Source organism: Aliidiomarina shirensis (assembly GCF_003987345.1).
GTDB classification, from domain to species: Bacteria; Pseudomonadota; Gammaproteobacteria; order Enterobacterales; family Alteromonadaceae; genus Aliidiomarina; species Aliidiomarina shirensis.
Genome location: NZ_PIPP01000003.1, coordinates 1 through 21,032, shown reverse-complemented (window position 1 = coordinate 21,032; position 21,032 = coordinate 1). Strand labels below are relative to the sequence as shown.

Genomic DNA, 21,032 nt, shown 5'->3' with positions numbered 1-21,032 from the left:
GCTTGGTATAGGCGTTAGCTTTGCTCGCGTTTAATGGCGCGATGGCCAATATCCGTGCGGAAGTAGGTATCTTTCCAGGAAATAGCCTTCACTAACTCGTAAGCTCGCTGTTGGGCAGTGGTTACTGAGGTGCCCAGTGCAGTGCAACAAAGCACGCGGCCACCGGCGGTAACAACTTGGTCATTGTGTGTTTGCGTGCCAGCATGGAAGGTTTTGCTATCTTCCGTTTCTTGTGGGATGCCAGTAATCACATCACCCTTGTTATAGCTCTCTGGATAGCCACCTGCGGCCATAACCACACCTACCGCAGCTCTTGGGTCGAACTCGATGGGGGTGTCGCCTAATCGGCCTGCAAGAGCGTCTAAGCATAGCTCCACTAAATCAGATTGTAAGCGCAACATAATAGGTTGCGTTTCCGGGTCACCGAAACGGCAGTTATATTCCAAAACCTTAGCGGTGCCATCGGGCGCTATCATGAGGCCGGCATATAAAAAGCCAACGTAAGTATTCCCTTCCGCTCGCATACCTTCCACGGTAGGTTTCATCACGTGATCCATTACCCATGCATCTACTTCCGGAGTCACTACCGGTGCAGGTGAATAAGCGCCCATACCACCGGTGTTGGGTCCTTTATCGCCATTATCGCGTGCTTTGTGATCTTGGCTGGAAGCAAATGGCAAAATGGTATCGCCATCAACCATGGCAATGAAGCTTGCCTCTTCGCCAATCAAGAACTCTTCAATCACCACACGGCTACCAGCCTCACCAAACCTGTTTCCCGCCAGCATATCTTCAATGGCTGCGTCAGCTTGCTCCATGCTTTCGGCGATAATCACCCCTTTCCCTGCAGCTAAACCGTCGGCTTTGATAACGATTGGAAGTTTGTTGGCGCGAACATAGGCCTTCGCAGGTTCAATATCGGTAAAGTTCTCATATGCCGCAGTAGGGATATTATGCCGAGCAAGGAAATCTTTACAGAATGCTTTTGAGCCTTCGAGTTGTGCTGCACCCTTGGTTGGTCCGAAAATAGCTAAGCCGTGAGCTTGGAACGTATTTACCACACCTTTTACCAATGGCGCTTCCGGACCAACAATAGTGAGATCTATTTTTTCTTTTTGGGCAAAGGCAAGCAGAGCATCAATATCTTCAGCACCAATGGCAACATTCGTTACCATTGGCTCTAAAGCCGATCCTGCATTTCCCGGTGCTACAAATACATGTTCTACCCGGGTAGATTGCGCCGCCTTCCATGCCAACGCATGTTCGCGGCCACCGCCACCGATTATCAAAACTTTCATGTTTTTACTCATTCACTCGTTGCAGGTTTAACAAATTTTAAAGTGAAGCGATCGCTCTCGCCAATGGCTTCATAATGCGCACGGTTTTCATCACCTAAACGTAAGCTTGGTGGTAGTGTCCAGACACCACGTGGATGGTCGGCTGTATCTTGTGGGTTAGCGTTTACTTCGCTGCTATCCGCCAATACGAAACCTGCTTGTTCGGCATATTTAACCACTAAACTTTGTTTCACATACCCGGATGAACGCATGGCGTCGTCGGTACGATCTTCCGGTAAACGGTGATCCACCACGCCTAGCACACCACCTGGTTTCAGTGCGGTGAAAAAGGTTTCAAATGCACCGGCTAGGGCTTCTTCGCCATCGCCCATATACCAGTTGTGAACGTTGCGGAAAGTAAGCACAACATCAGCAGTGCCCGCAGGTGCAATGGCGCTTTGTTCTAATGGCGCAAACTCGGTCATGATTGTGTTAGCGAAAAGCGGATCAGAACCGATGCGTTCCGCATAGCGGTTTCGTGAATTTATGTAAAAATCACGGGTTTCTGATTGTGGGAAATGGGCTGCGTAAAATTGACCATTCGCCTGTAAATATGGCGCCAAAATCTCGCTATACCAGCCGCCGCCTGGCCAAATTTCTACCACTGTCATATTCGGCTCTACACCAAAAAACTCAAGTGTTTCAACCGGATTACGATATTCATCGCGAGCCGTGTTGGCTGGTGTGCGCGAAGGGTTGTGAAGCATGCTGGTTAAGTTCGGAGCGGGAGTGGCTTCTGGTGTTTCTGCTACCGCTGCACTTTGCTGAGCCGAAGGTTGGCAAGCAACCAGTGCAAAACTGAGTAATAAAGTACTGCTGCAAAGAATGGAACGTTTCATAAGAAATTCCTCTGTGAGTGTTTGCTAATCCTAGTAGCCGAAATGCAGAGGGGCAATATTTATTGCCCCTCAATTCAGTCATTAATACGTATTAATGGCGGAAATGGCGCATTCCGGTTAATACCATAGCAATGCCGTGCTCATCGGCGGCTTCAATGATTTCATTATCACGGATGGAGCCACCCGGTTGAATGATGGCTTTCACGCCTGCCTCAGCCGCCGCATCAATTGAATCGCGGAACGGGAAGAAAGCATCTGATGCCATTACTGAACCGGCAATTTCTAAACCTTCATCGGCAGCTTTCAAAACCGCAACTTTAGCACTGTAAACGCGGCTCATCTGGCCTGCACCAACGCCAATTGTCATGCCATCTTTGGCATAAACGATGGCGTTTGATTTAACGTAGCGCACTACCTTCCAGGCGAATAACAAATCGTTTAATTCGCTGTTGCTCGGCTTCGCTTTGGTTACGATTTGTAAATCAGATTCAGGCACGATTGCGTGATCGATATCTTGCACCAACAACCCGCCTTGCACACGTTTGAAATCAAGTTGCGCTTTGCGTTCACCGAAAGGTTCCGTGATGAGCAGGCGCACGTTTTTCTTGGCAGCAACAATAGTTTGCGCTTTTTTGCTGGCGCCGGGTGCAATAATGACTTCTACGAACTGACGGTTAATAATTAAGTGCGCCGTTTGCTCATCAAGTGGTTCATTGAACGCAATAATACCGCCAAACGCTGACGTTGGGTCGGTTTTAAAGGCGCGCTCATAAGCTTCAAGAATGTTAGCACCTACCGCCACACCACATGGGTTGGCGTGCTTCACAATGACGCAGGCAGGCGAGGTGAATGATTTCACACATTCAAGTGCCGCATCGGTATCCGCAATATTATTAAACGAGAGTTCTTTACCTTGCAGTTGCGTTGATGATGCCACGGAAGCTTCGTGATGGCTTGGATCAACATAGAATGCGGCGCTTTGATGGCTGTTCTCACCATAACGAAGATCTTGTTTCTTCTCGAGCTGGAAATTCAGTGTGCGTGGGAAACGCTCTGGTTCGGAATGGCTTTGCAACCGTTGGCCAAAATAGTTGGCGATCATGCCATCGTATGCTGCAGTATGTTCGAAGGCAGCAACGGCAAGATCGAAACGCGTGGCATCGGTAACGCCAGAGAATTCAGCTAGTTCGCCTAAGACCCGATCATAATCGTGAGCATTTACAATAATGGTAACATCGTTGTGATTTTTAGCTGCCGCGCGCACCATAGTTGGGCCGCCAATATCAATATTCTCTACTGCATCCGCGAAACTACAACCCGGCTTTTTCACGGTTTCAGCAAATGGGTATAAATTTACCGCCACCAAATCGATAGCGCCAATGCCTTGCGCTTCCATTACTTCTTGATCTAAATCGCGCCGTGCCAAAATGCCACCGTGAATTTTCGGATGCAATGTTTTCACGCGGCCATCCATAATTTCAGCTTGGCCGGTGTAGCTGGCTACTTCAATTACTGGGATACCAGCTTCTTCGAGCAATTTAGCGGTGCCACCAGTAGATAGGATTTCTACGCCGCGCTCGTGTAAAGCAGAGGCGAATTCAACAATACCGGTTTTATCAGAAACACTTAATAACGCACGTTGGATAGGGCGGATCTGGCTCATGGTCAGTTCTCGTTTTTTGCTAGCTAGAGAGGACAATCATTGTCGCCAAAAGGCTTTGGCGCGAATGATCAGGGTGCGGTTGCATATTATACGGTAAAAGCGGGCAGAAGCGAACTTCTACCCGCGGCAGAAAGTGAGAAAATATTTAATTAAACGTTGCTTGTTCGTTAGCGATTACTGCGCATTTGATTGATGATTGTTTGCGCGGGGCTGTATCCGGGAAGTACCCCGCCAGTAGATTTAATTATAAATGGTGTACCAGAAATACCAATGCGTTGGCCCATTTCAAAACCTTGCTGAACTAACGCGCGGCATTCAGTATCGTCGCCTGGGATGGTATAGCGATTATTAGCGTTGCCATCTTTAAAATCACTCATGGCTTGTGCTTGATCATCGGCACACATTATTTGCACCAACTGTTGATAATCACGGCCACCATCTAACCCTGTGCGCGGGTATGGAATATAGTGAATATTAATCCCTGCCGCGGCGTATGCCTCTTTCTCGTTATGTAATCGCTGGCAATAAGGGCAAGTTGGATCGGTAAACACATAAAGTGTACCAAGCTCTGGTACATCGGCATTCGCTGGAAATTCGATGGTGAGATCCGAACTGATATTCGCTATTTCCGTGCGGGCTGATTCTGCTAACAGTGTATTGCGATAATTAGCCGATAAGTTAGTAACCCCTTCGAGCTGAAATAAATCACCGACCACCGCGTGATTTCCGGCACTATTGACCACCATGCCTTGGCCACCAATTGAAATCTCATAGAAACCAGAGAAGCCAAATTCGGAAAGCTCTCGGTAAACGCGAATCGGCGCGTTGCGAAATTGCGGGCTCTGTTCGCGAATGGCGCTTATGAGCGTTTCGTTATCAGCGGCACGCTCGGTGGTGATTGCGTTTGTTGAGCTATTGCTTTGCATAACGCTGAAGGTGATTCCTGTGGCAAGAAGCGCACCAAGGATAAAGGCAATAATGATTTTCATAGTGTTCTATTCCGGCTTACTGAGAAGGTTTCCCGCACTTTACCTGAGCTGATTGCGTTGCGCAAAGGCTAATGCTGTAGGCAGTAACGGTATGTGTTCTTGGCAAATTGCCATAAAAAAAGCCAACGGCCTGAGATAATCAGAGCGTTGGCTTCTGTATGAGGTGCGGCGGAAGATTAATTCTAATGCTGCATCTTAAACCCAGTAGCTACTGTGCTTAGTTCATACCATATTTTTTAAGTTTCTTACGCAGGGTACCGCGGTTAATGCCTAACATAGTTGCCGCGCGAGTTTGGTTGCCGCGAGTATATGTCATTACTTCTTCTAACAATGGTGCTTCAACTTCAGCTAATACTAACTCATACAAATCATCTGGATCTTGCCCATCTAACTGCTTCAGGAAGTTATTTAGCGCCTGCTTTACCGAGTTCCGCAATGGCTTCGGGTTAGAATTTTGGCCAATGGTAGTCAAAGGCGTGGTTACTGCATCACGATTTCCGTTTTGGTCAAACATAATAGCGCTCTTATCTCTCGTTAAAGTTAACAAAATAATGCTCAAGTGCAGCAAGCTGTGCTTCCGCCGATTCCAGCAAATTAAAATCACGCCGAAATTCCGCAGAGCCAGGGGCTTGTTGCAAATTTCCCTGCATGTACCAACCAATATGCTTACGAGCGATGCGCATGCCACGATGCTCACCGTGCAGTTCATGTAGTTGGCGTATATGCCGATTCATAACTTGGGCTATTTCTATGCCGCTGGGAGGTGCGAGCATCTCCCCAGTGTGGAGGTAGTGAACAATCTCGCGGAAAATCCAAGGATTTCCTTGAGCGCCACGGCCAACCATCACGGCATCAGCTGCGGTGTAATCGAGTACTTCCCGTGCTTTCTGGGGGGAAGTAATATCACCATTGGCAATAACCGGGATATTAATCGCGGCTTTAATTGCAGCAATGGTGTCGTACTCCGCAAAACCTTTATACATACAAGCGCGCGTTCGCCCATGCACCGCTAACGCTTGAATTCCTGCTTGTTCTGCTATTTTCGCAATGGTTACACCATTGCGATGTTCAGGGGCCCAACCCGTTCTTATTTTCAGTGTTACTGGCACATCAACTGCGTTCACAACACTGAGCAGAATTCGCTCAACGAGTTCAGGATCTTGAAGCAAAGCTGAACCCGCTAATTTTTTATTCACCTTTTTCGCCGGACACCCCATGTTGATATCAATGATCTGAGCGCCTTCAGCCACATTGTGCTGGGCCGCTAAGGCCATCATTTCCGGATCTGAACCCGCGATTTGCACAGAGCGAATGCCAGGTTCATCGGAATGCACCATACGGGCTTTCGATTTTGCGGTATCCCACACTCTCGGATTACTCGAAAGCATTTCCGAAACTGCCATACCTGCACCAAGTTCCACGCACAAACGACGAAAGGGCAGATCGGTTATTCCTGCCATCGGTGCTAGGAGTACATTGTTCGAAAGCTGATATGAGCCTATCCGCATCGGTTATTTTCTGTTCAGCGAAAGGGGCATGAATTTTAGGGAATTTAGCGCAGAAAGGAAAGGCGATAAAGTGAACAAAATAGCAGAAAATTGCATTTTTTGCTCTTGACTTTACCGCCACCAAAATGCAGTTTGCGGTTAAATGTTACGCAGATGTTTATGAATTCACTTTTGTACCATGTAAAAAGCACCAATCATCACTTTCACGCACCGGTTCAAAATCAATAATTGGCCGATATGCAGCCATTACTTCTTCGGCTTGGCGTTTTAAAATTCCCGACATTGCGATCATGCCACCGGGTTTTAAATAGGCCAAAAGGTTTGGTGCAAGCTCGCGAAGCGGGCCAGCAAGGATATTGGCGATCACAACATCGGCTTGTTCATGTGGTGCATCTTCGGGTAAGTACACTGAGAATTTATCAGCAACACCATTGAGCTCGGCATTCTCTCGCGTAGCCTTTAGCGCTTGCTGATCGATATCAGTACCCATGCAACTCGCTGCGCCTAGCTTTAACGCAGCAATACCGAGAATGCCAGAACCACAGCCAAAATCTACGGTGCTTTTATCGGTTAGGTTTTGCTCTGCTATCCATTGTAAACATAATGATGTAGTAGGGTGCGTGCCGGTACCAAATGCCATGCCGGGGTCAAGTAAGATGTTGGCAGCATTTGGAACAGGCGGTTGATGCCAAGAAGGCACAACCCACAAACCGTTGCCAAAATCGATGGGTTTGAAGTTATCCATCCATTCGCGTTCCCAATCCTTGTCTTCAAGCTGATCAGTTTTGTAGCGTAATGGCTTGGCTAGAAAGCTTACCTTGCTTAGGTTATTAATCACCGCGCGCATATCGGTTTCTGCTGGATACAAACCAGTTACTTGCGTGAGTTCCCAAAGCGGCACTTCGCCAGGGCCTGGTTCAAAGATTGGCGCATCCTTGGCATCGCGGTAGGTAACCGCTTGTGCTTTGTTGGCCATTAAAATATCGCCAAGCTGACGGCCATAACTTTCTTTGGTGGTAAGTGTGAGTTGTATCCAAGGCATACCGATATCCTACAATTGTTCGTGTTCAGCAGTAATCTAGCGTGGCAGTGCTACGTGAGCACTAAGCGCGCATAACGCCAGAAATGCATGAAAAAAGCCCAGGCTGTTGGCCTGAGCTTTTTATTATATCGCGAGTTTAGCACACAGGTGTTAACTCATACCTAGCTTTTTCTCGAGGTAATGAATGTTGGTACCGCCATTCTGGAAGTTTTCATCTGCCATAATGTCTTTCTGCAACGGCGTATTAGTTTTAATGCCTTCGATAATTAACTCACTTAAGGCATTTCGCATACGTGCAATGGCAACTTCACGGTTTTCACCGTACGTAATTAACTTACCAATCATTGAATCGTAATTCGGGGGTACGCGGTAATCAGAATAAATATGAGAATCCCAACGCACGCCCATGCCACCTGGTGGGTGGAAGCGCGTAATTAAGCCTGGCGAAGGAATGAAGCTCTTCGGATCTTCGGCATTAATTCGACATTCAACCGCGTGGCCACGAACAATCACATCTTCTTGGCTAATTGAAAGTGGGCGGCCGGCGGCAATACGCAGCTGCTCTTTCACCAAATCAATTCCGGTTACCATTTCGGTAACAGGATGCTCTACCTGAATTCGGGTGTTCATTTCAATAAAATAGAACTCGCCGTTTTCATACAAGAACTCAAAGGTTCCGGCACCACGGTAGCCGATTTCAACACAAGCACGGGCACAGCGTTCACCAATGCTCTTGCGCATTTCCGGAGTGATACCAGGTGCTGGCGCTTCTTCTACTACTTTTTGGTGGCGGCGTTGCATTGAGCAATCGCGCTCACCTAAATGAATTGCGTTACCCTGACCATCGGCAAGCACTTGGATTTCGATGTGCCGTGGGTTTTCAAGGAATTTCTCCATGTAAACCACTGGGTTACCGAACGCTGAGCGCGCTTCACTTTGCGTAGCTTGAATTGATTTTAATAAATCTTTTTCTTCACGAACCACACGCATACCGCGGCCGCCACCACCGCCCGAAGCTTTGATGATTACTGGATAGCCAATGCGTTTCGCAATTTTTTTATTCTTCTCATCGTCGTCGTCAAGTGGACCACCAGAGCCAGGAACACAAGGAACACCCGCTTGTTTCATCGCTTCGATCGCAGCTACTTTATCGCCCATGATGCGGATAACATCAGGAGTAGGGCCGATAAAAATAAAACCGGAGTTTTCTACTTGTTCGGCGAAATCAGCGTTTTCAGCTAAAAAGCCATATCCAGGGTGAATCGCTGCTGCATCGGTAACTTCAGCAGCACTAATGATGCGTGGAATGTTCAAGTAGCTCTCGGTTGCAGAGGCTGGGCCAATGCAAATCGATTCATCGGCTAAAAGAACATGCTTTAAATTTTTATCAATCGTGGAATGAATCGCTACCGTTTTGATTCCGAGCTCTTTACAGGCGCGCAGAATTCGCAAAGCAATTTCACCACGGTTGGCTATTACAACTTTATCTAGCATAACAATTGCCTTATCTGGTGATTTATTCAATAACGAATAATGGCTGATCAAATTCAACCGGTGCTTCGTTTTCCACCAGAATTTGTTTCACAACACCTGATACTTCCGCTTCAATGTGATTCATCATTTTCATTGCTTCTACGATACATAATGTATCGCCAACATTTACGCGTTGGCCTACGGCGATGAATGCTTTTGAACCCGGAGCTGGTGATTCATAATAAGTGCCTACCATTGGAGAGCGTACGATAGTGCCACTTACTTCTTCCGCTTTTGCCGCTTCTGCTGCGCTATCTTGGCTTTGTTGCGGCGCTGGTGCTTGCCCACCTTGAACAGGCGCTTGTTGCATTGGTGCCTGCATAGGGTAATGCATCATTTGCGGTTGTGGCGCAGTTGAATGACGGCTAATGCGAACTGATTCTTCACCTTCGGTGATCTCTAGCTCAGAAATGCCAGATTCTTCAAGAAGTTCGATTAACTTTTTAATTTTACGAATATCCATTGTGTTATTAACCTTTCACTGTGAATGCGAATTAAATGTTTATTTGTTATCAGCTAGCCATTGCGCGGCAGCTGTTAAAGCGAATTGGTAACCTTGGGCTCCGAGCCCGCAAATCACGCCTTTGGCGCAATCTGAAAAATACGAATGGCGGCGGAATGCTTCACGCGCATGCACATTAGATAAATGTACTTCGATAAAAGGGATTTCTACCCCTAGTAATGCATCGCGTAACGCCACACTTGTGTGGGTAAAAGCCGCGGGATTGATGATAATAAAATCAACGTTGCCGCGTGCTTGATGAACAATATCAATAAGCTCATGTTCCGCGTTGCTTTGCACGCTACGTAAGTTACAACCGAGTTTTTCTGCACTTGTTTGTAGGCTTTTATCTATATCAGCCAAGGTAGCGGCGCCATAAACTTCCGGCTCGCGGCTGCCGAGCAAGTTCAGATTTGGGCCATTAATTACTAAAATTTGGGTTTTATTGGTCATTGTGTTGCTATCTGCTGCGAAATTGAAAGAAACGCCATCATATACAAAATGACCCGAAACTTTTACAAGAGTTCGGGTCATTATAAGGTTAATTTCAATTTTAGCAGCAAAATACTGGTCTTATCAGCGAAATTAGCAACAACTCAATCATGTTTTGTGCTCTTGAATATTTCTAACGTTGCTGAATTTGTTCCAACCTTTTTTGGAATGCTTCGGCGTTCATAAAGCCGGTAACACGCAGTTCGGTCAGTTCTTCGCCGGATTGATTAAAAAATAGAATGGTGGGTAGCCCAAGCACCTGATAGTTGCTCAACAACTCAGTGTTGGTAGCGTTCACGCCGGTAACGTCGGCCTGCAGTACAACGAAGTTATCGAGCGTACTTTGCACTTCAGGATCGCTAAAGGTATAGCGCTCAAGTTCAAGGCAAGCTGTGCACCAATCGGCATATAGATCGAGCATCACCCATTGGTTGTCGGCTTGTGCGTCTGTGATACGCTGTTCTAGTTCCGCTAAATTACGAACATATTCAAATTGCAGCTTGCTGGCTGCGAAGCTGCCATCGACATAAGGTTTTTGCCAGTTCACACCAATACCCGCGAGAATGATCAGCACAATAGCGCTCAATGTGCGCCCTGTTGTGGCAAATTGCTGGTAGAACTCGCGATAAAGAATAATTGCCGAAGCAACAAAGAATAGAATCCATAGCCATGCGGCAACGGTGAGTGGCAGTAATCGTTCAACTAAGAACAATGCAACAGCCAACATAAGCACACCGAACATCACTTTTACGCTGTTCATCCATGGGCCGCTCTTAGGTAGGAGTTTCCCGCCTGAAGCGCCAATGGCTAACAGTGGTATACCCATGCCCAAGCTGAGTGCGTAGAGTACTACGCCGCCAACCACCACATTACCCGATTGCGCGATAAATAACAGTGCGCCGGATAACGGTGCGGTGGTACATGGTGAAGCGATCATGCCGGAAAGCACACCCATGAAAAATACGCTGGGGTAGGCACCGCCTTTTTGGTTTTGGCTTAATGCACTGAGCTTGTTGCGCCAGCTAGCGGGTAAATCAAAGCCAATCGTGCCGAACATAGCCAAGGCGAATATCACGAATAGCGCTGCAAGCACCCCAAGTAGCGCTGGGTGCTGCAAATAAGCTTGGTACTGCATGCCAGCAAGTGCTACTACAATTCCCAGAATTGTGTATGTAATCGCCATGCCTTGCACATAAACAAACGAAAGCATGAAACCGCGGCGCATGCTTAACGGTCGCTTTTGCCCCATGATAATGCCCGAGATAATCGGATACATGGGGAACACGCAAGGGGTGAATGCTAAGCCAAGGCCGAGTAATAAGAACACACCAGCCGTAAACGCTAATCTATCGGGCTGCAAAAACTGAAACACGCCGCTAGATTCATTGGTGGGTTCGGAAAAATCTGCCAGTTGATAACTGCCAGCCTCGGTATCACCAGAGGTTGCCTGCAAATAGATTTCCGCTGTGGTAGGGGCATAGCATAAGCCGGCATCAGCACAACCTTGATAGCGAATGGTGAGCACATCACCTAATTCGGCGGCGGCTAAATCAACGGTAAGGCTTACATAATCGCGGTAGATATTTACATCGCCGAAAAACTCGTCGCTATAAGGCATCGCTTCAGGTAGTTCGAGGTTACCAACTAAAGTTTCCGGGGTTAGGCCAAAACGATGCTGATACAGATAGTAGCCTTCAGTGATGCGAAAATTAATATATAGCGTATCGCCTTGCTGTTCGTAATCAAGAACAAAGGCTTCCTGTACAGGTAGAAAATCACCGGTATTGTTACCAAAAAATGATTGTTGCGCGTTTGCCGGCGATACCAAGGACACCGCGAGTAAAAGAAACAGAAGAAGGCTAAAGAATATACCTGAGCGTGCGCCGGCTTCGGGGTTCGTGGCGAATCTATTTAAAAGGCTGGATGCGGCAAAAAGTGTTTTCATAAATTCCGGTAACTGCATTGCGGATTAGTTGAGCGATCATATTAGCTTTTTCTTATACTCATGTCGATTGCCACAGGGTACCTCGCGTGCTCGTGCCGCAAACCGATGAACCACGTTTTGGGGCTAGCTCAACGCAACAATAAACCAGATGCGTGTTATCGCATATCTGTTTTCTTGTAGTTTCCCAGTGTGCTCTTGAAATATTCCCAGTAACGCCCCACATATATTGTATAACCAAGGTGGGTAAACTATGTTTCCAGTGATTTTCTTATTATTTATCGTTATGCCGCTGCTTGAGATCTTTGTGTTGATTCAAGTGGGCTCGGTAATTGGTGGCTTAAACACCGTTCTTGTGCTGGTTGTTACTGCGGTGATTGGTGCAGCGTTAGTGCGCGGCCAAGGAATGCAGGCATGGCAACAAGCTCAGCAGCGCATGGCGCTTGGCGAGATGCCCGGTTTGCAGCTTGCTGAAGGCATTCTTATTTTTGTATCGGGTTTGATGTTCGTAACGCCCGGCCTTATCACCGATTTGTTCGCTATTTTATTATTAATTCCTTTTATTCGCCGACCGCTAGCACAGAAGATAATGGCGCGGATGCAGGTACAGGTGAACACTGGTGGTTTTCAATCGTTCGGTTTTCATACTAAGGGCGGATTCCAGCGCCCGGGGCAGAACCCGTTTGAGCACCGAAACGATGAGAGTGGCCGCACCTTTGAAGCAGATTCGTTTGATGTCAGCGATAGTGCTGAGAAAGAACGCCGCCGCCGGTTAGAAAACGAAGCGGATGAAAATCACAAAAAAGATTAGATTTTTTTCATTGGGGGGGCTTGGAAACATACTCAGCGCCCCCATTTGTATTGCACAAACTTTTAACACCGGCCATTTGGCCTTTCGTTAATTATCAACACTGATATGGGAGTATCAAAAGAATGAAACTTCGTCCATTACATGATCGCGTGATTGTGAAGCGTGCAGAAGCAGAGAGCAAATCACCTGGCGGGATCGTATTAACAGGTTCAGCGGCAGAAAAATCAACTCGCGGTAAAGTTGTTGCCGTGGGTAATGGTCGCGTTCTCGACAGCGGTGAAGTGAAAGCACTTGATGTGCAAGTAGGTGATTTAGTGTTGTTCAGTGAGAGCTACGGCGTGAAGGCCGAGAAAATCGACGGCGAAGAATATTTGATCATGAGTGAATCAGACATTCTCGCAATTGTTGAGTGATCTTCGAAAGATTAATCTCCAGAGTTTTTGAGATTTCACTGAATTTTCAAGATAAGGAATAGAAAAGATGGCAGCTAAAGAAGTTAAATTTGGTAACAACGCACGTCAGAAAATGCTGAAAGGCGTTAATGTTTTAGCCGATGCGGTAAAAGTTACTTTAGGCCCTAAAGGCCGCAACGTTGTGCTTGATAAATCATACGGTTCACCAACGATCACCAAAGATGGTGTGAGCGTAGCCAAAGAAATCGAACTTGAAGATAAGTTTGAAAATATGGGCGCGCAGATGGTGAAAGAAGTAGCTTCACGCGCTAATGATGAAGCGGGTGATGGTACAACTACAGCAACTGTTTTAGCACAATCAATTGTTTCTGAAGGCTTGAAAGCGGTTGCTGCGGGTATGAACCCAATGGACCTGAAACGCGGTATCGATAAAGCGGTAATTGCTGCGGTTGCCGAGTTGAAAAACATTTCACAACCTTGCGCAGATAACAAAGCTATTGCCCAAGTAGGTACGATTTCCGCGAACTCTGATAGCACCATTGGTGAAATCATTGCCAAGGCTATGGATAAAGTGGGTAACGAAGGTGTTATTACTGTTGAAGAAGGCCAAGGCCTTGAAGATGAACTGGATGTTGTTGAAGGTATGCAGTTCGATCGCGGCTACCTATCTCCATATTTCATCAACAACCAAGAAACGGGCACGGTTGAGCTTGATAATCCGTTGATTCTTGTTGTGGATAAGAAAATCAGCAACATTCGCGAATTGTTGCCAATTCTTGAAGGCACTGCCAAATCCGGTAAGCCATTGTTAATGATTGCGGAAGACGTTGAAGGCGAAGCCTTAGCTACTTTAGTAGTGAACAACATGCGCGGTATCGTAAAAGTTGCTGCAGTAAAAGCACCTGGCTTCGGCGACCGCCGTAAAGCAATGTTGCAAGATATTGCTGCATTAACCGGTGCTACTGTGATTTCTGAAGAAATCGGCATGGAGCTTGAAAAAGCTACTATCGAGCAGTTAGGTAGTGCGAAACGTGTAGTTATCAATAAAGACAACACTACTGTAGTTGATGGTGCTGGTGATGAAGCTGCAATAGAAGGCCGCGTAGCGCAAATTCGTCAGCAAATCGAAGAGACATCTTCTGATTACGATAAAGAAAAACTGCAAGAACGTTTAGCGAAGCTTGCAGGCGGTGTTGCGGTAATTAAAGTGGGTGCAGCTACCGAAGTTGAAATGAAAGAGAAAAAAGCACGTGTTGAAGATGCATTAAACGCAACACGCGCAGCTGTTGAAGAAGGTGTTGTACCTGGTGGTGGCGTGGCATTGGTTCGCGCAGCTAGCAAGTTAGGTGATTTACGTGGTGATAATGAAGATCAAAACGTAGGTATCAAACTAGCTTTGCGGGCAATGGAATCACCATTACGCCAAATCGCAGAAAATGCTGGCGCTGAAGGTTCGGTAGTTGCCAACAAGGTAAAAGCTGGCGAAGGTAATTTCGGTTACAACGCCGGTAACGATACCTACGGTGATATGCTTGAGATGGGTATTCTAGACCCAACTAAAGTAACCCGTTCAGCACTGCAATTCGCGTCTTCAATTGCATCGCTGATGATTACTACCGAAGCTATGGTTGCAGAAATCCCGAAGGATGATGCACCAGCAATGCCGGGTGGTGATATGGGCATGGGCGGCATGATGTAAGCTTGTGCTTACCTCTACGCTTAGTAGTCCATAGAGTATTTTCAAACGGCGCTTCTGCGCCGTTTTCTTTTTGATTTATTTACAATTATTCACAATTTATAGGCTTGTGGTTTGTATGCAGATCACCTATACCTATAGTGGGTTCAATAGCAACTAGGAGGGCTTATGTTGCGTTTATTATCAATAGCAATGGCAGCGGGCCTTGTGCTGCCTCTGCACGCAGTAGCGGCAGAAGTGGAAGTAACTTGGCACGAGCCAGATAGTTACAAAGATATGCAAGCGGCGGAATCTAACCAAGAGCGCTATGAGAAGCGTGTTATGGAAGCGTTTGATGCGAAGTTTTCCGAACTGGCAAGTAAGTTGCCGGAAGATCAGCGTTTACATATAACGGTTACTGATGTTGATTTAGCGGGAATGGTGACGCCGCGCGAAGTTGGCGGCAGCATGCAGAATTTTCGAGTTGTAGAAAACATGGACTATCCGTACATGGAGCTAAGTTATACGCTTTATGATGCTGATGGCAATGTTTTGAAACAAGTTGAAGATGAGCGCATTCGTGGTAACGAAGTACCCGGTCAAGGTTTATCAACAGCGGAACGCCGTCGTGGTGGTAACTTGATTGAATATGAAAGTGCCATGCTAGATCGTTGGTTTCGTAATACTTTTGAAAGTAATGAAGAGTAAATAACAGAAACCATTCTGAGGGGGCCAGTAGCGTTTGCTACTGGCCTTTTTTGGTTTTCGAGGTGTGAAAAAGCAGCTAAAGCGGCGTTTTACTCGCCTCACCACCAATTTCCCGCACTAATGTGGGCATTAAAAAGCCCGGTAGAATTTTCAGTAACTCGCTTTGAATCGTAAGAGCTTGCTTGTCAGAAACCTCAAAGTGAGCGGCTCCCGCTACTTTATCGAGTTGATGTAGATAATAGGGCAAGATTCCGGCGCTAAATAGCGCTTCGCTAAGTTCCGCAAGTATATCGGCATGATCATTGACGCCCGCGAGCAGTACACTTTGGTTTAATAGAGTAATACCTTTTTTCTGCCACACTGCGATTCTACGTTTTAGTTGAACAGATATTTCCTGCGGGTGATTTGCGTGTACTACTAAAATAATTTGCAACCCGGTGGCTTTAAGCGCTGTAGCAAGCTCCTCAGTAAGCCGATCGGGTATTACTATCGGTAATCGGGAATGAATACGTAAGCGTTTAATTTGCGGAAGTTTAGCAAGGCGCTTTGCGGCTTTGATGATTTGTGCATCGCTGGCCATTAATGGATCGCCACCACTAAGAATAACCTCATTCACTTCTGGGTGCGCTGTAATATATTGCTCGATCGTGGCCCACTTCTCTTGGCTTAAATGATGATCTTGGTAAGGGAAGTGGCGCCGGAAACAATAGCGGCAATTAATCGCGCAACCGCCGCGGAAAATAAGTAACACCCGTGAGTGATATTTATGCAGCATGCCAGAAGCGCTCGTAGCTTCGCTTTCAATTAACGGATCTTTGGTAAAACCGGTAACTTCAACAAACTCCTCTGCATGTGGCATGACTTGTAATAACAAAGGATCTCGTGGGTTTCCGGGTTCCATAAGATTCACGAAATGCCGCGGAACACGCATGGGGAAAAGTGTTCTCGCAGCACTATGCTGCTTCACCCAGCTGGTAGGAAGGTTCAATAATTCACCTAGCTCGGTTGGTGAAGTAACCGCTTCAGCTATTTGCCGTTGCCAATTTTCTTGTAGTTGTATTTCCACGAAATCGAAGAACCATAGTGTTATCGAATGAACTCTTGTTATTTTACCTGAAATCAAATCAGCTTTGGTTTATTATTAGGCCAGTTTTGAACATGCTTTATAGGAAATGAGGGGCATATGGCCAATTTCAGCACAAACGAATTCAAATCAGGGCTTAAAATTATGCAAGACGGCGAGCCGTGCGTAATTTTAGAAAACGAAATGGTAAAACCTGGTAAAGGCCAGGCATTTAGCCGTGTTCGTATTCGTAAACTACTCTCTGGGAAAGTAGTTGAGAAGACATTTAAATCGGGTGATAGCGTAGAAGGTGCCGATGTTGTTGATGTTGAACTTGCTTATTTATATTCCGATGGCGAGTTCTGGCATTTCATGAATAATGAAACTTTCGAGCAGCTTGCAGCTGATGATGCTGCGGTAGGCGACAATAAAAAGTGGTTGGTTGAACAAGATGTTTGCACCATTACACTTTGGAACGGCAAACCTATCAATGTTGCACCACCAAATTTTGTTGAACTAGAAATCACTGAAACCGATCCGGGTTTGAAAGGTGATACTGCGGGTACTGGTGGTAAGCCTGCAACCTTGGTTACCGGGGCCGTTGTGCGTGTACCTTTGTTTGTACAAATCGGTGAAGTAATCAAAGTAGATACTCGCTCTGGTGAATACGTTTCACGAGTGAAATAAATTAGCCATGTCAGGCATTGAATGGCGGCCAACCGCAAGTTGGCAGGCAATAAAGGAACGCGCGGAAATGCAGCAATGCATCCGCGCGTTTTTTGCTAAAAGAAATGTGCTCGAAGTGGAAACGCCAATATTAGCGCGGGCTGGTGTTACCGATGTGCATTTATGTAATGTGGTTACACGGTTGCAAGGCCCGGGCATGCCTGAACCGCAAAATTTCTATTTACAGACGTCGCCTGAATACGCGATGAAGCGCTTACTTGCCGCTGGCAGTGGTGCTATTTTCCAGCTTTGCAAAGTAGTGCGTGATGATGAAATAAGCTGCCGGCATAACCCTGAATTTTCGATGCTGGAATGGTATCGACCAGAATACGATGATGCTGCATTAATGGCCGAATTGGATGCGTTAGTGCAGGAAGTATTAGGGTGTGAACCAGCCGAGTACCTTACTTATCAGCAAGCATTTTTGAGTATACTCGATATCGATCCGCTTCATAGCGATGCGAAACCAGCACTGCTGAAGGTTTTAAGCGAACGCGGATATGATGGCGCGGTAAATGAAAGTGATAACCTTGATACCATATTGCAGCTAGCGATGAGCGTGCTTATAGAACCGGTGATTGGTCAAAGGCGTCCGTGTTTCGTTAGCCATTTCCCAGCTAGCCAAGCAGCACTTGCTCGAATTGCAGTTGCTGATCATCGAGTATCCCACCGGTTTGAGTTGTTTTTTCAAGGCCTGGAATTAGCAAACGGGTTCTGGGAATTGGCTGATGCGCAACAACAACGGGGGCGGTTTCTGGCCGATAATGTTGAACGTGAACGGCTCGGCTTAGCCACGCAACCCCTTGATGAACGCTTTCTCGCGGCGCTCGAACACGGGTTACCTGATTGTAGCGGGGTGGCTGTAGGCCTTGATCGGTTGTTGATGCTGCGGTTGGGTGTGAAGGATATTGCTGAAATATTAACCTTTCCAGTTAGCCGAGCTTGAAATGTTATACTATTACAGTTACACTTATCCCGTTCGCTAGTTACTAGCATCATCACAAACGCTCGCACACGCTTAATTGCGAAAACACGTGTATCAGCACTCGGAGCCTTTAATGCATCATAAGCCACTCGATAAAGCAGGAATTATTGTAGCCGTGTTATGCGCGTTGCATTGCTTGATTGTGCCTGTGATATTACCTACCTTGGCGCTGATGGGGCTATCGTTCTTAGGCTTTGAATTGTTCGAACGGATTATTCTGGGCGTGAGTTTGTTTGTCGGCGGTATTGCTGTGGTGATGGGCATGCGCCATCATCAGAGTTGGTGGCCAGTCACCTTCCTTGCATTAGGCGGTTTGCTGTATTTCAATAAGCACATTCTTGGCCATAGTTGGGAGCCGCTGGTGATTTTAGTTGGTGCGAGTTTAATCGTTGTTGCACATACTTTAAACTTGCACTTGTGCCGTTCTCGTAACCGCAAGCCTTGCGAAGAAGTAGAAGAGCAGCTTCAAGAGGAAGGTGTTTTAGAAGAGCCTACCCTCTAGGCTCTTCGCTGAATCGAACAAGGCACTTCCTTTCCGTTTTTCAACCTACAAATCCTGAAAATACAGCTATTCAAACCTGTTCGTGTGCTTTGTACTGGCGTTAGCTTTCGCTTCGTTTCTGCAAGTATACGCCCGTTTCTATATGATGAGTGAACGGGAATTGATCGAATAATGCACTAGCGGTTACTTCATGGGTTCGTGATAGTTGCACTAAGTTTTCCGCAAGAGTTTCTGGATTGCAGCTGATATAAACGATGTTATCAAACTCGGCCACCATAGCTAAGGTATCGTCGTCGAGGCCTGCACGCGGCGGGTCAACCAAAACCGTTTTAAAATCGTAAGTGTGCAGATCCATATCTTGTAATCGGGTTGGTAGTTTTTCACCTTTCATTGCGGCTGCGCACTCTTCTGCTGGCAGGCGTTCCACGCGAGCATTATTAATACCATTCATGGCAATATTCGTTTGCGCTGAGCCCACCGATGTTCGGCTGATCTCAGTTCCAAGCACACGTCGGAAGTTTTCAGCAAGCGGTAGGCTAAAATTCCCATTCCCGCAATACAGCTCAAGTAAATCATGCGTTTGTTTGCCGGTGATATCACATGCCCATTCGATCATTTTGGTATTCACTTGGGCATTGGGTTGCGTAAAACTATTCTCAATTTGTTCAAAGTTATAATCACGGCCATGAACATTTAGCCGCTCAATAACGCGATCGGTATCGATGATAACTTTTTGCTTCCGAGCACGGCCGATAAAGTTCACGGTGCCAAAATTGGCAAACTCATCTCTCATTTGGTTTATTTCTAGTAACCATTGGTCATCGAGTTGCTTATGATAAAGCATCGAAATGAGCGCTTCGCCAGTGGTGGTGGTTAAAAAATCTACTTGGAACAATTTGCGGCGCAACGTTTCTTTATCGCGAACATAGTTCAACACAGCCGGCATTAAACGATTAATCAATTGATTAGCAGCAGGTAATTGATCAACGCGATACTTTTCCCGGGTTTCTGAATTAAACATGATATAGAAGAGATCATCGCCTTCGTGCCAAACACGAAATTCGGCGCGCATACGATAGTGTTCAGGTTCAGATGGAAAGATAGTTAACGCGGGAGCATTAAACGGCGCGAGTAACGTAATTAAACGCTGCTCTTTTTCGTTTAACTGTTCTTGATATCGCGATTGGAGATCTTGTTCAATCATGCTGAGCCCTACACTACAATAAATGAGGGCAGGATTTTAACGTAATTTGGGGCTTTCTGCAGTGAAATAAGGAAGTGTTGAGAAAATCGGGGATAGAATTAAAGAGCCGGTGCATGAACACCGGCTCGTTTACATTACTTTTCGTCTTGCTCTGCATGAGCGGTACGCACTTTTAAAGTACGTCCTTCAAAATCGTTGTCGTTGAGTTTAGCTAAAGCTAAATCTGCACCGGTCACGTCCATCTCTACAAAGCCATAACCTTTCTTACGGCCAGTGCGGCGATCCTTAACAAGGCGCACATCTGTAACGTCGCCGTAACGGCCAAACAGGTTTTCAACTTCTTCTTCAGTTATCTTAAAAGGTAAGTTGCCAACGTAAAGTGTGCGTCCATCGGTGCCTTTACTAGTTCGTTTAGTTGGCGACTTAGATGCTTTTACTTTAGTTTTCTGTTGAGAAAGGTAAAAGTTAATATAAGGAGTAACAACACCGCCGAGGAAAGTTCCAAGTGCGATTAATGAAACGGTGAGGCTATCAGGTGCAGTAATAAAAAGCTGAGCAATGATAGTGAAAACAACAGCAACAATTGCTGCAATAATAATATGAAGGCCAGAGGATGCGCGAGTCATATGGGTTCCTTGGTTATTTGAAAGATTAAAAAGGTAAAAGTAAGTAGATTGAACACGGCAAAAAAGAGCATCTACTAAAGGATAGCTTAGCATATTTCTGGAAAACACTCAGTTTTGTTCAATATCTGCGCAAACAGTAATTAAAAAGCAAAACAGTAGTTGACGCCAGCGCGAAAAAGCCTAAAATACGCCCCTCATCTGCGGATGAGCACGAAAACCCCAAAAGAAGCAGTATTCTAGTAAGGTTTCGAGTGATTTTAAGTCAGCTAGCATAGAGAAATGAAAAACTTTTCGAAAGCGGTTGACAGCAAAAATGAGGCGTGTAGAATGCGCACCTCGCTACGAGCTCCACTGAGCCGAGCAAACGTTCTTTAACAATATATCAAGCCAAGTAATCTGTGTGGGCACTTGCGCAAGAAAAGCATCAACCAAACGCCATTTCGGTGGCAGGTATGAAAGTTTACTTTTATAC

Annotated in this window: 21 protein-coding genes; 7 read left to right on the top strand and 14 right to left on the bottom strand. The window is 46.2% G+C overall.

Annotation, left to right across the window (positions count from 1 at the left end; all coding sequences use genetic code 11):
• Nucleotides 1-14: 14 nt before the first annotated feature.
• The 11 genes from purD to CWE13_RS07495 all read right to left on the bottom strand — a co-directional run bounded on the left by purD (nt 15) and on the right by CWE13_RS07495 (nt 11,850).
• A complete protein-coding gene (purD, locus tag CWE13_RS07545; RefSeq protein ID WP_126807407.1) occupies nt 15-1,298 on the bottom strand; it encodes a phosphoribosylamine--glycine ligase in 1,284 nt (427 codons plus the stop codon).
• A gap of 8 nt (nt 1,299-1,306) precedes the next feature.
• Entirely contained in the window at nt 1,307-2,176 is an 870-nt protein-coding gene (locus tag CWE13_RS07540; RefSeq protein WP_126807406.1) for a class I SAM-dependent methyltransferase, read from the bottom strand.
• Nucleotides 2,177-2,267: 91 nt separating this feature from the next.
• The gene (gene purH / locus CWE13_RS07535; RefSeq protein WP_126807404.1) at nt 2,268-3,839 is read right to left on the bottom strand and encodes a bifunctional phosphoribosylaminoimidazolecarboxamide formyltransferase/IMP cyclohydrolase; all 1,572 of its coding nucleotides are present in this window, start codon (nt 3,837-3,839) and stop codon (nt 2,268-2,270) included.
• Nucleotides 3,840-4,006: 167 nt separating this feature from the next.
• Nucleotides 4,007-4,828, bottom strand: a complete 822-nt coding sequence (locus CWE13_RS07530) for a DsbC family protein (protein ID WP_126807402.1) — start codon at nt 4,826-4,828, stop codon at nt 4,007-4,009.
• A 217-nt stretch (nt 4,829-5,045) separates the two neighbouring features.
• Complete coding sequence (gene fis, locus CWE13_RS07525; RefSeq protein ID WP_007419918.1) at nt 5,046-5,342, bottom strand: DNA-binding transcriptional regulator Fis; 297 nt, start codon at nt 5,340-5,342, stop codon at nt 5,046-5,048.
• Between the two features lie 10 nt (nt 5,343-5,352).
• Nucleotides 5,353-6,336 carry a tRNA dihydrouridine synthase DusB gene (gene dusB, locus CWE13_RS07520; protein ID WP_126807400.1) on the bottom strand — a complete coding sequence of 328 codons (984 nt, stop codon included), beginning with the start codon at nt 6,334-6,336 and terminating at the stop codon, nt 5,353-5,355.
• A 157-nt stretch (nt 6,337-6,493) separates the two neighbouring features.
• The gene (prmA, locus tag CWE13_RS07515; protein ID WP_126807398.1) at nt 6,494-7,378 is read right to left on the bottom strand and encodes a 50S ribosomal protein L11 methyltransferase; all 885 of its coding nucleotides are present in this window, start codon (nt 7,376-7,378) and stop codon (nt 6,494-6,496) included.
• 150 nt (nt 7,379-7,528) lie between these two features.
• Entirely contained in the window at nt 7,529-8,872 is a 1,344-nt protein-coding gene (gene accC, locus CWE13_RS07510) for an acetyl-CoA carboxylase biotin carboxylase subunit (protein WP_126807396.1), read from the bottom strand.
• 22 nt (nt 8,873-8,894) lie between these two features.
• Nucleotides 8,895-9,374 (bottom strand): acetyl-CoA carboxylase biotin carboxyl carrier protein, encoded by a 480-nt coding sequence (gene accB, locus CWE13_RS07505; RefSeq protein WP_126807394.1) that lies wholly within the window; start codon nt 9,372-9,374, stop codon nt 8,895-8,897.
• A gap of 39 nt (nt 9,375-9,413) precedes the next feature.
• Nucleotides 9,414-9,866, bottom strand: a complete 453-nt coding sequence (gene aroQ / locus CWE13_RS07500; protein ID WP_126807392.1) for a type II 3-dehydroquinate dehydratase — start codon at nt 9,864-9,866, stop codon at nt 9,414-9,416.
• A 172-nt stretch (nt 9,867-10,038) separates the two neighbouring features.
• Nucleotides 10,039-11,850: a protein-disulfide reductase DsbD gene (locus CWE13_RS07495; RefSeq protein WP_126807391.1), complete on the bottom strand. Its 1,812-nt coding sequence runs from the start codon at nt 11,848-11,850 to the stop codon at nt 10,039-10,041.
• 250 nt (nt 11,851-12,100) lie between these two features.
• Here CWE13_RS07495 and CWE13_RS07490 point away from each other — a divergent pair, with 250 nt between their 5' ends.
• From CWE13_RS07490 to CWE13_RS07475, 4 genes are all read left to right on the top strand, one after another.
• A complete protein-coding gene (locus CWE13_RS07490) occupies nt 12,101-12,658 on the top strand; it encodes an FxsA family protein (RefSeq protein ID WP_126807389.1) in 558 nt (185 codons plus the stop codon).
• Nucleotides 12,659-12,780: 122 nt separating this feature from the next.
• A complete protein-coding gene (locus CWE13_RS07485; RefSeq protein WP_007419910.1) occupies nt 12,781-13,071 on the top strand; it encodes a co-chaperone GroES in 291 nt (96 codons plus the stop codon).
• Between the two features lie 67 nt (nt 13,072-13,138).
• The gene (groL, locus tag CWE13_RS07480; protein ID WP_126807387.1) at nt 13,139-14,770 is read left to right on the top strand and encodes a chaperonin GroEL; all 1,632 of its coding nucleotides are present in this window, start codon (nt 13,139-13,141) and stop codon (nt 14,768-14,770) included.
• A gap of 165 nt (nt 14,771-14,935) precedes the next feature.
• Nucleotides 14,936-15,454, top strand: a complete 519-nt coding sequence (locus tag CWE13_RS07475) for a DUF3016 domain-containing protein (RefSeq protein ID WP_126807385.1) — start codon at nt 14,936-14,938, stop codon at nt 15,452-15,454.
• Nucleotides 15,455-15,530: 76 nt separating this feature from the next.
• Here the strand turns inward: CWE13_RS07475 and epmB are convergent, their stop codons facing one another.
• Nucleotides 15,531-16,520: an EF-P beta-lysylation protein EpmB gene (gene epmB / locus CWE13_RS07470; protein ID WP_126807383.1), complete on the bottom strand. Its 990-nt coding sequence runs from the start codon at nt 16,518-16,520 to the stop codon at nt 15,531-15,533.
• 117 nt (nt 16,521-16,637) lie between these two features.
• Between epmB and efp the strand changes: the two genes are divergently transcribed.
• The 3 genes from efp to CWE13_RS07455 all read left to right on the top strand — a co-directional run bounded on the left by efp (nt 16,638) and on the right by CWE13_RS07455 (nt 18,730).
• Entirely contained in the window at nt 16,638-17,204 is a 567-nt protein-coding gene (efp, locus tag CWE13_RS07465) for an elongation factor P (RefSeq protein WP_126807381.1), read from the top strand.
• Between the two features lie 7 nt (nt 17,205-17,211).
• A complete protein-coding gene (gene epmA / locus CWE13_RS07460; RefSeq protein WP_126807379.1) occupies nt 17,212-18,189 on the top strand; it encodes an elongation factor P--(R)-beta-lysine ligase in 978 nt (325 codons plus the stop codon).
• A gap of 112 nt (nt 18,190-18,301) precedes the next feature.
• Nucleotides 18,302-18,730, top strand: a complete 429-nt coding sequence (locus CWE13_RS07455; RefSeq protein WP_126807377.1) for a MerC domain-containing protein — start codon at nt 18,302-18,304, stop codon at nt 18,728-18,730.
• Between the two features lie 100 nt (nt 18,731-18,830).
• Here the strand turns inward: CWE13_RS07455 and trmA are convergent, their stop codons facing one another.
• Both trmA and CWE13_RS07445 read right to left on the bottom strand, forming a co-directional pair.
• Nucleotides 18,831-19,934, bottom strand: a complete 1,104-nt coding sequence (gene trmA / locus CWE13_RS07450) for a tRNA (uridine(54)-C5)-methyltransferase TrmA (protein WP_126807375.1) — start codon at nt 19,932-19,934, stop codon at nt 18,831-18,833.
• Between the two features lie 134 nt (nt 19,935-20,068).
• The gene (locus CWE13_RS07445; RefSeq protein ID WP_126807373.1) at nt 20,069-20,560 is read right to left on the bottom strand and encodes an RNA recognition motif domain-containing protein; all 492 of its coding nucleotides are present in this window, start codon (nt 20,558-20,560) and stop codon (nt 20,069-20,071) included.
• Nucleotides 20,561-21,032: the final 472 nt, after the last annotated feature.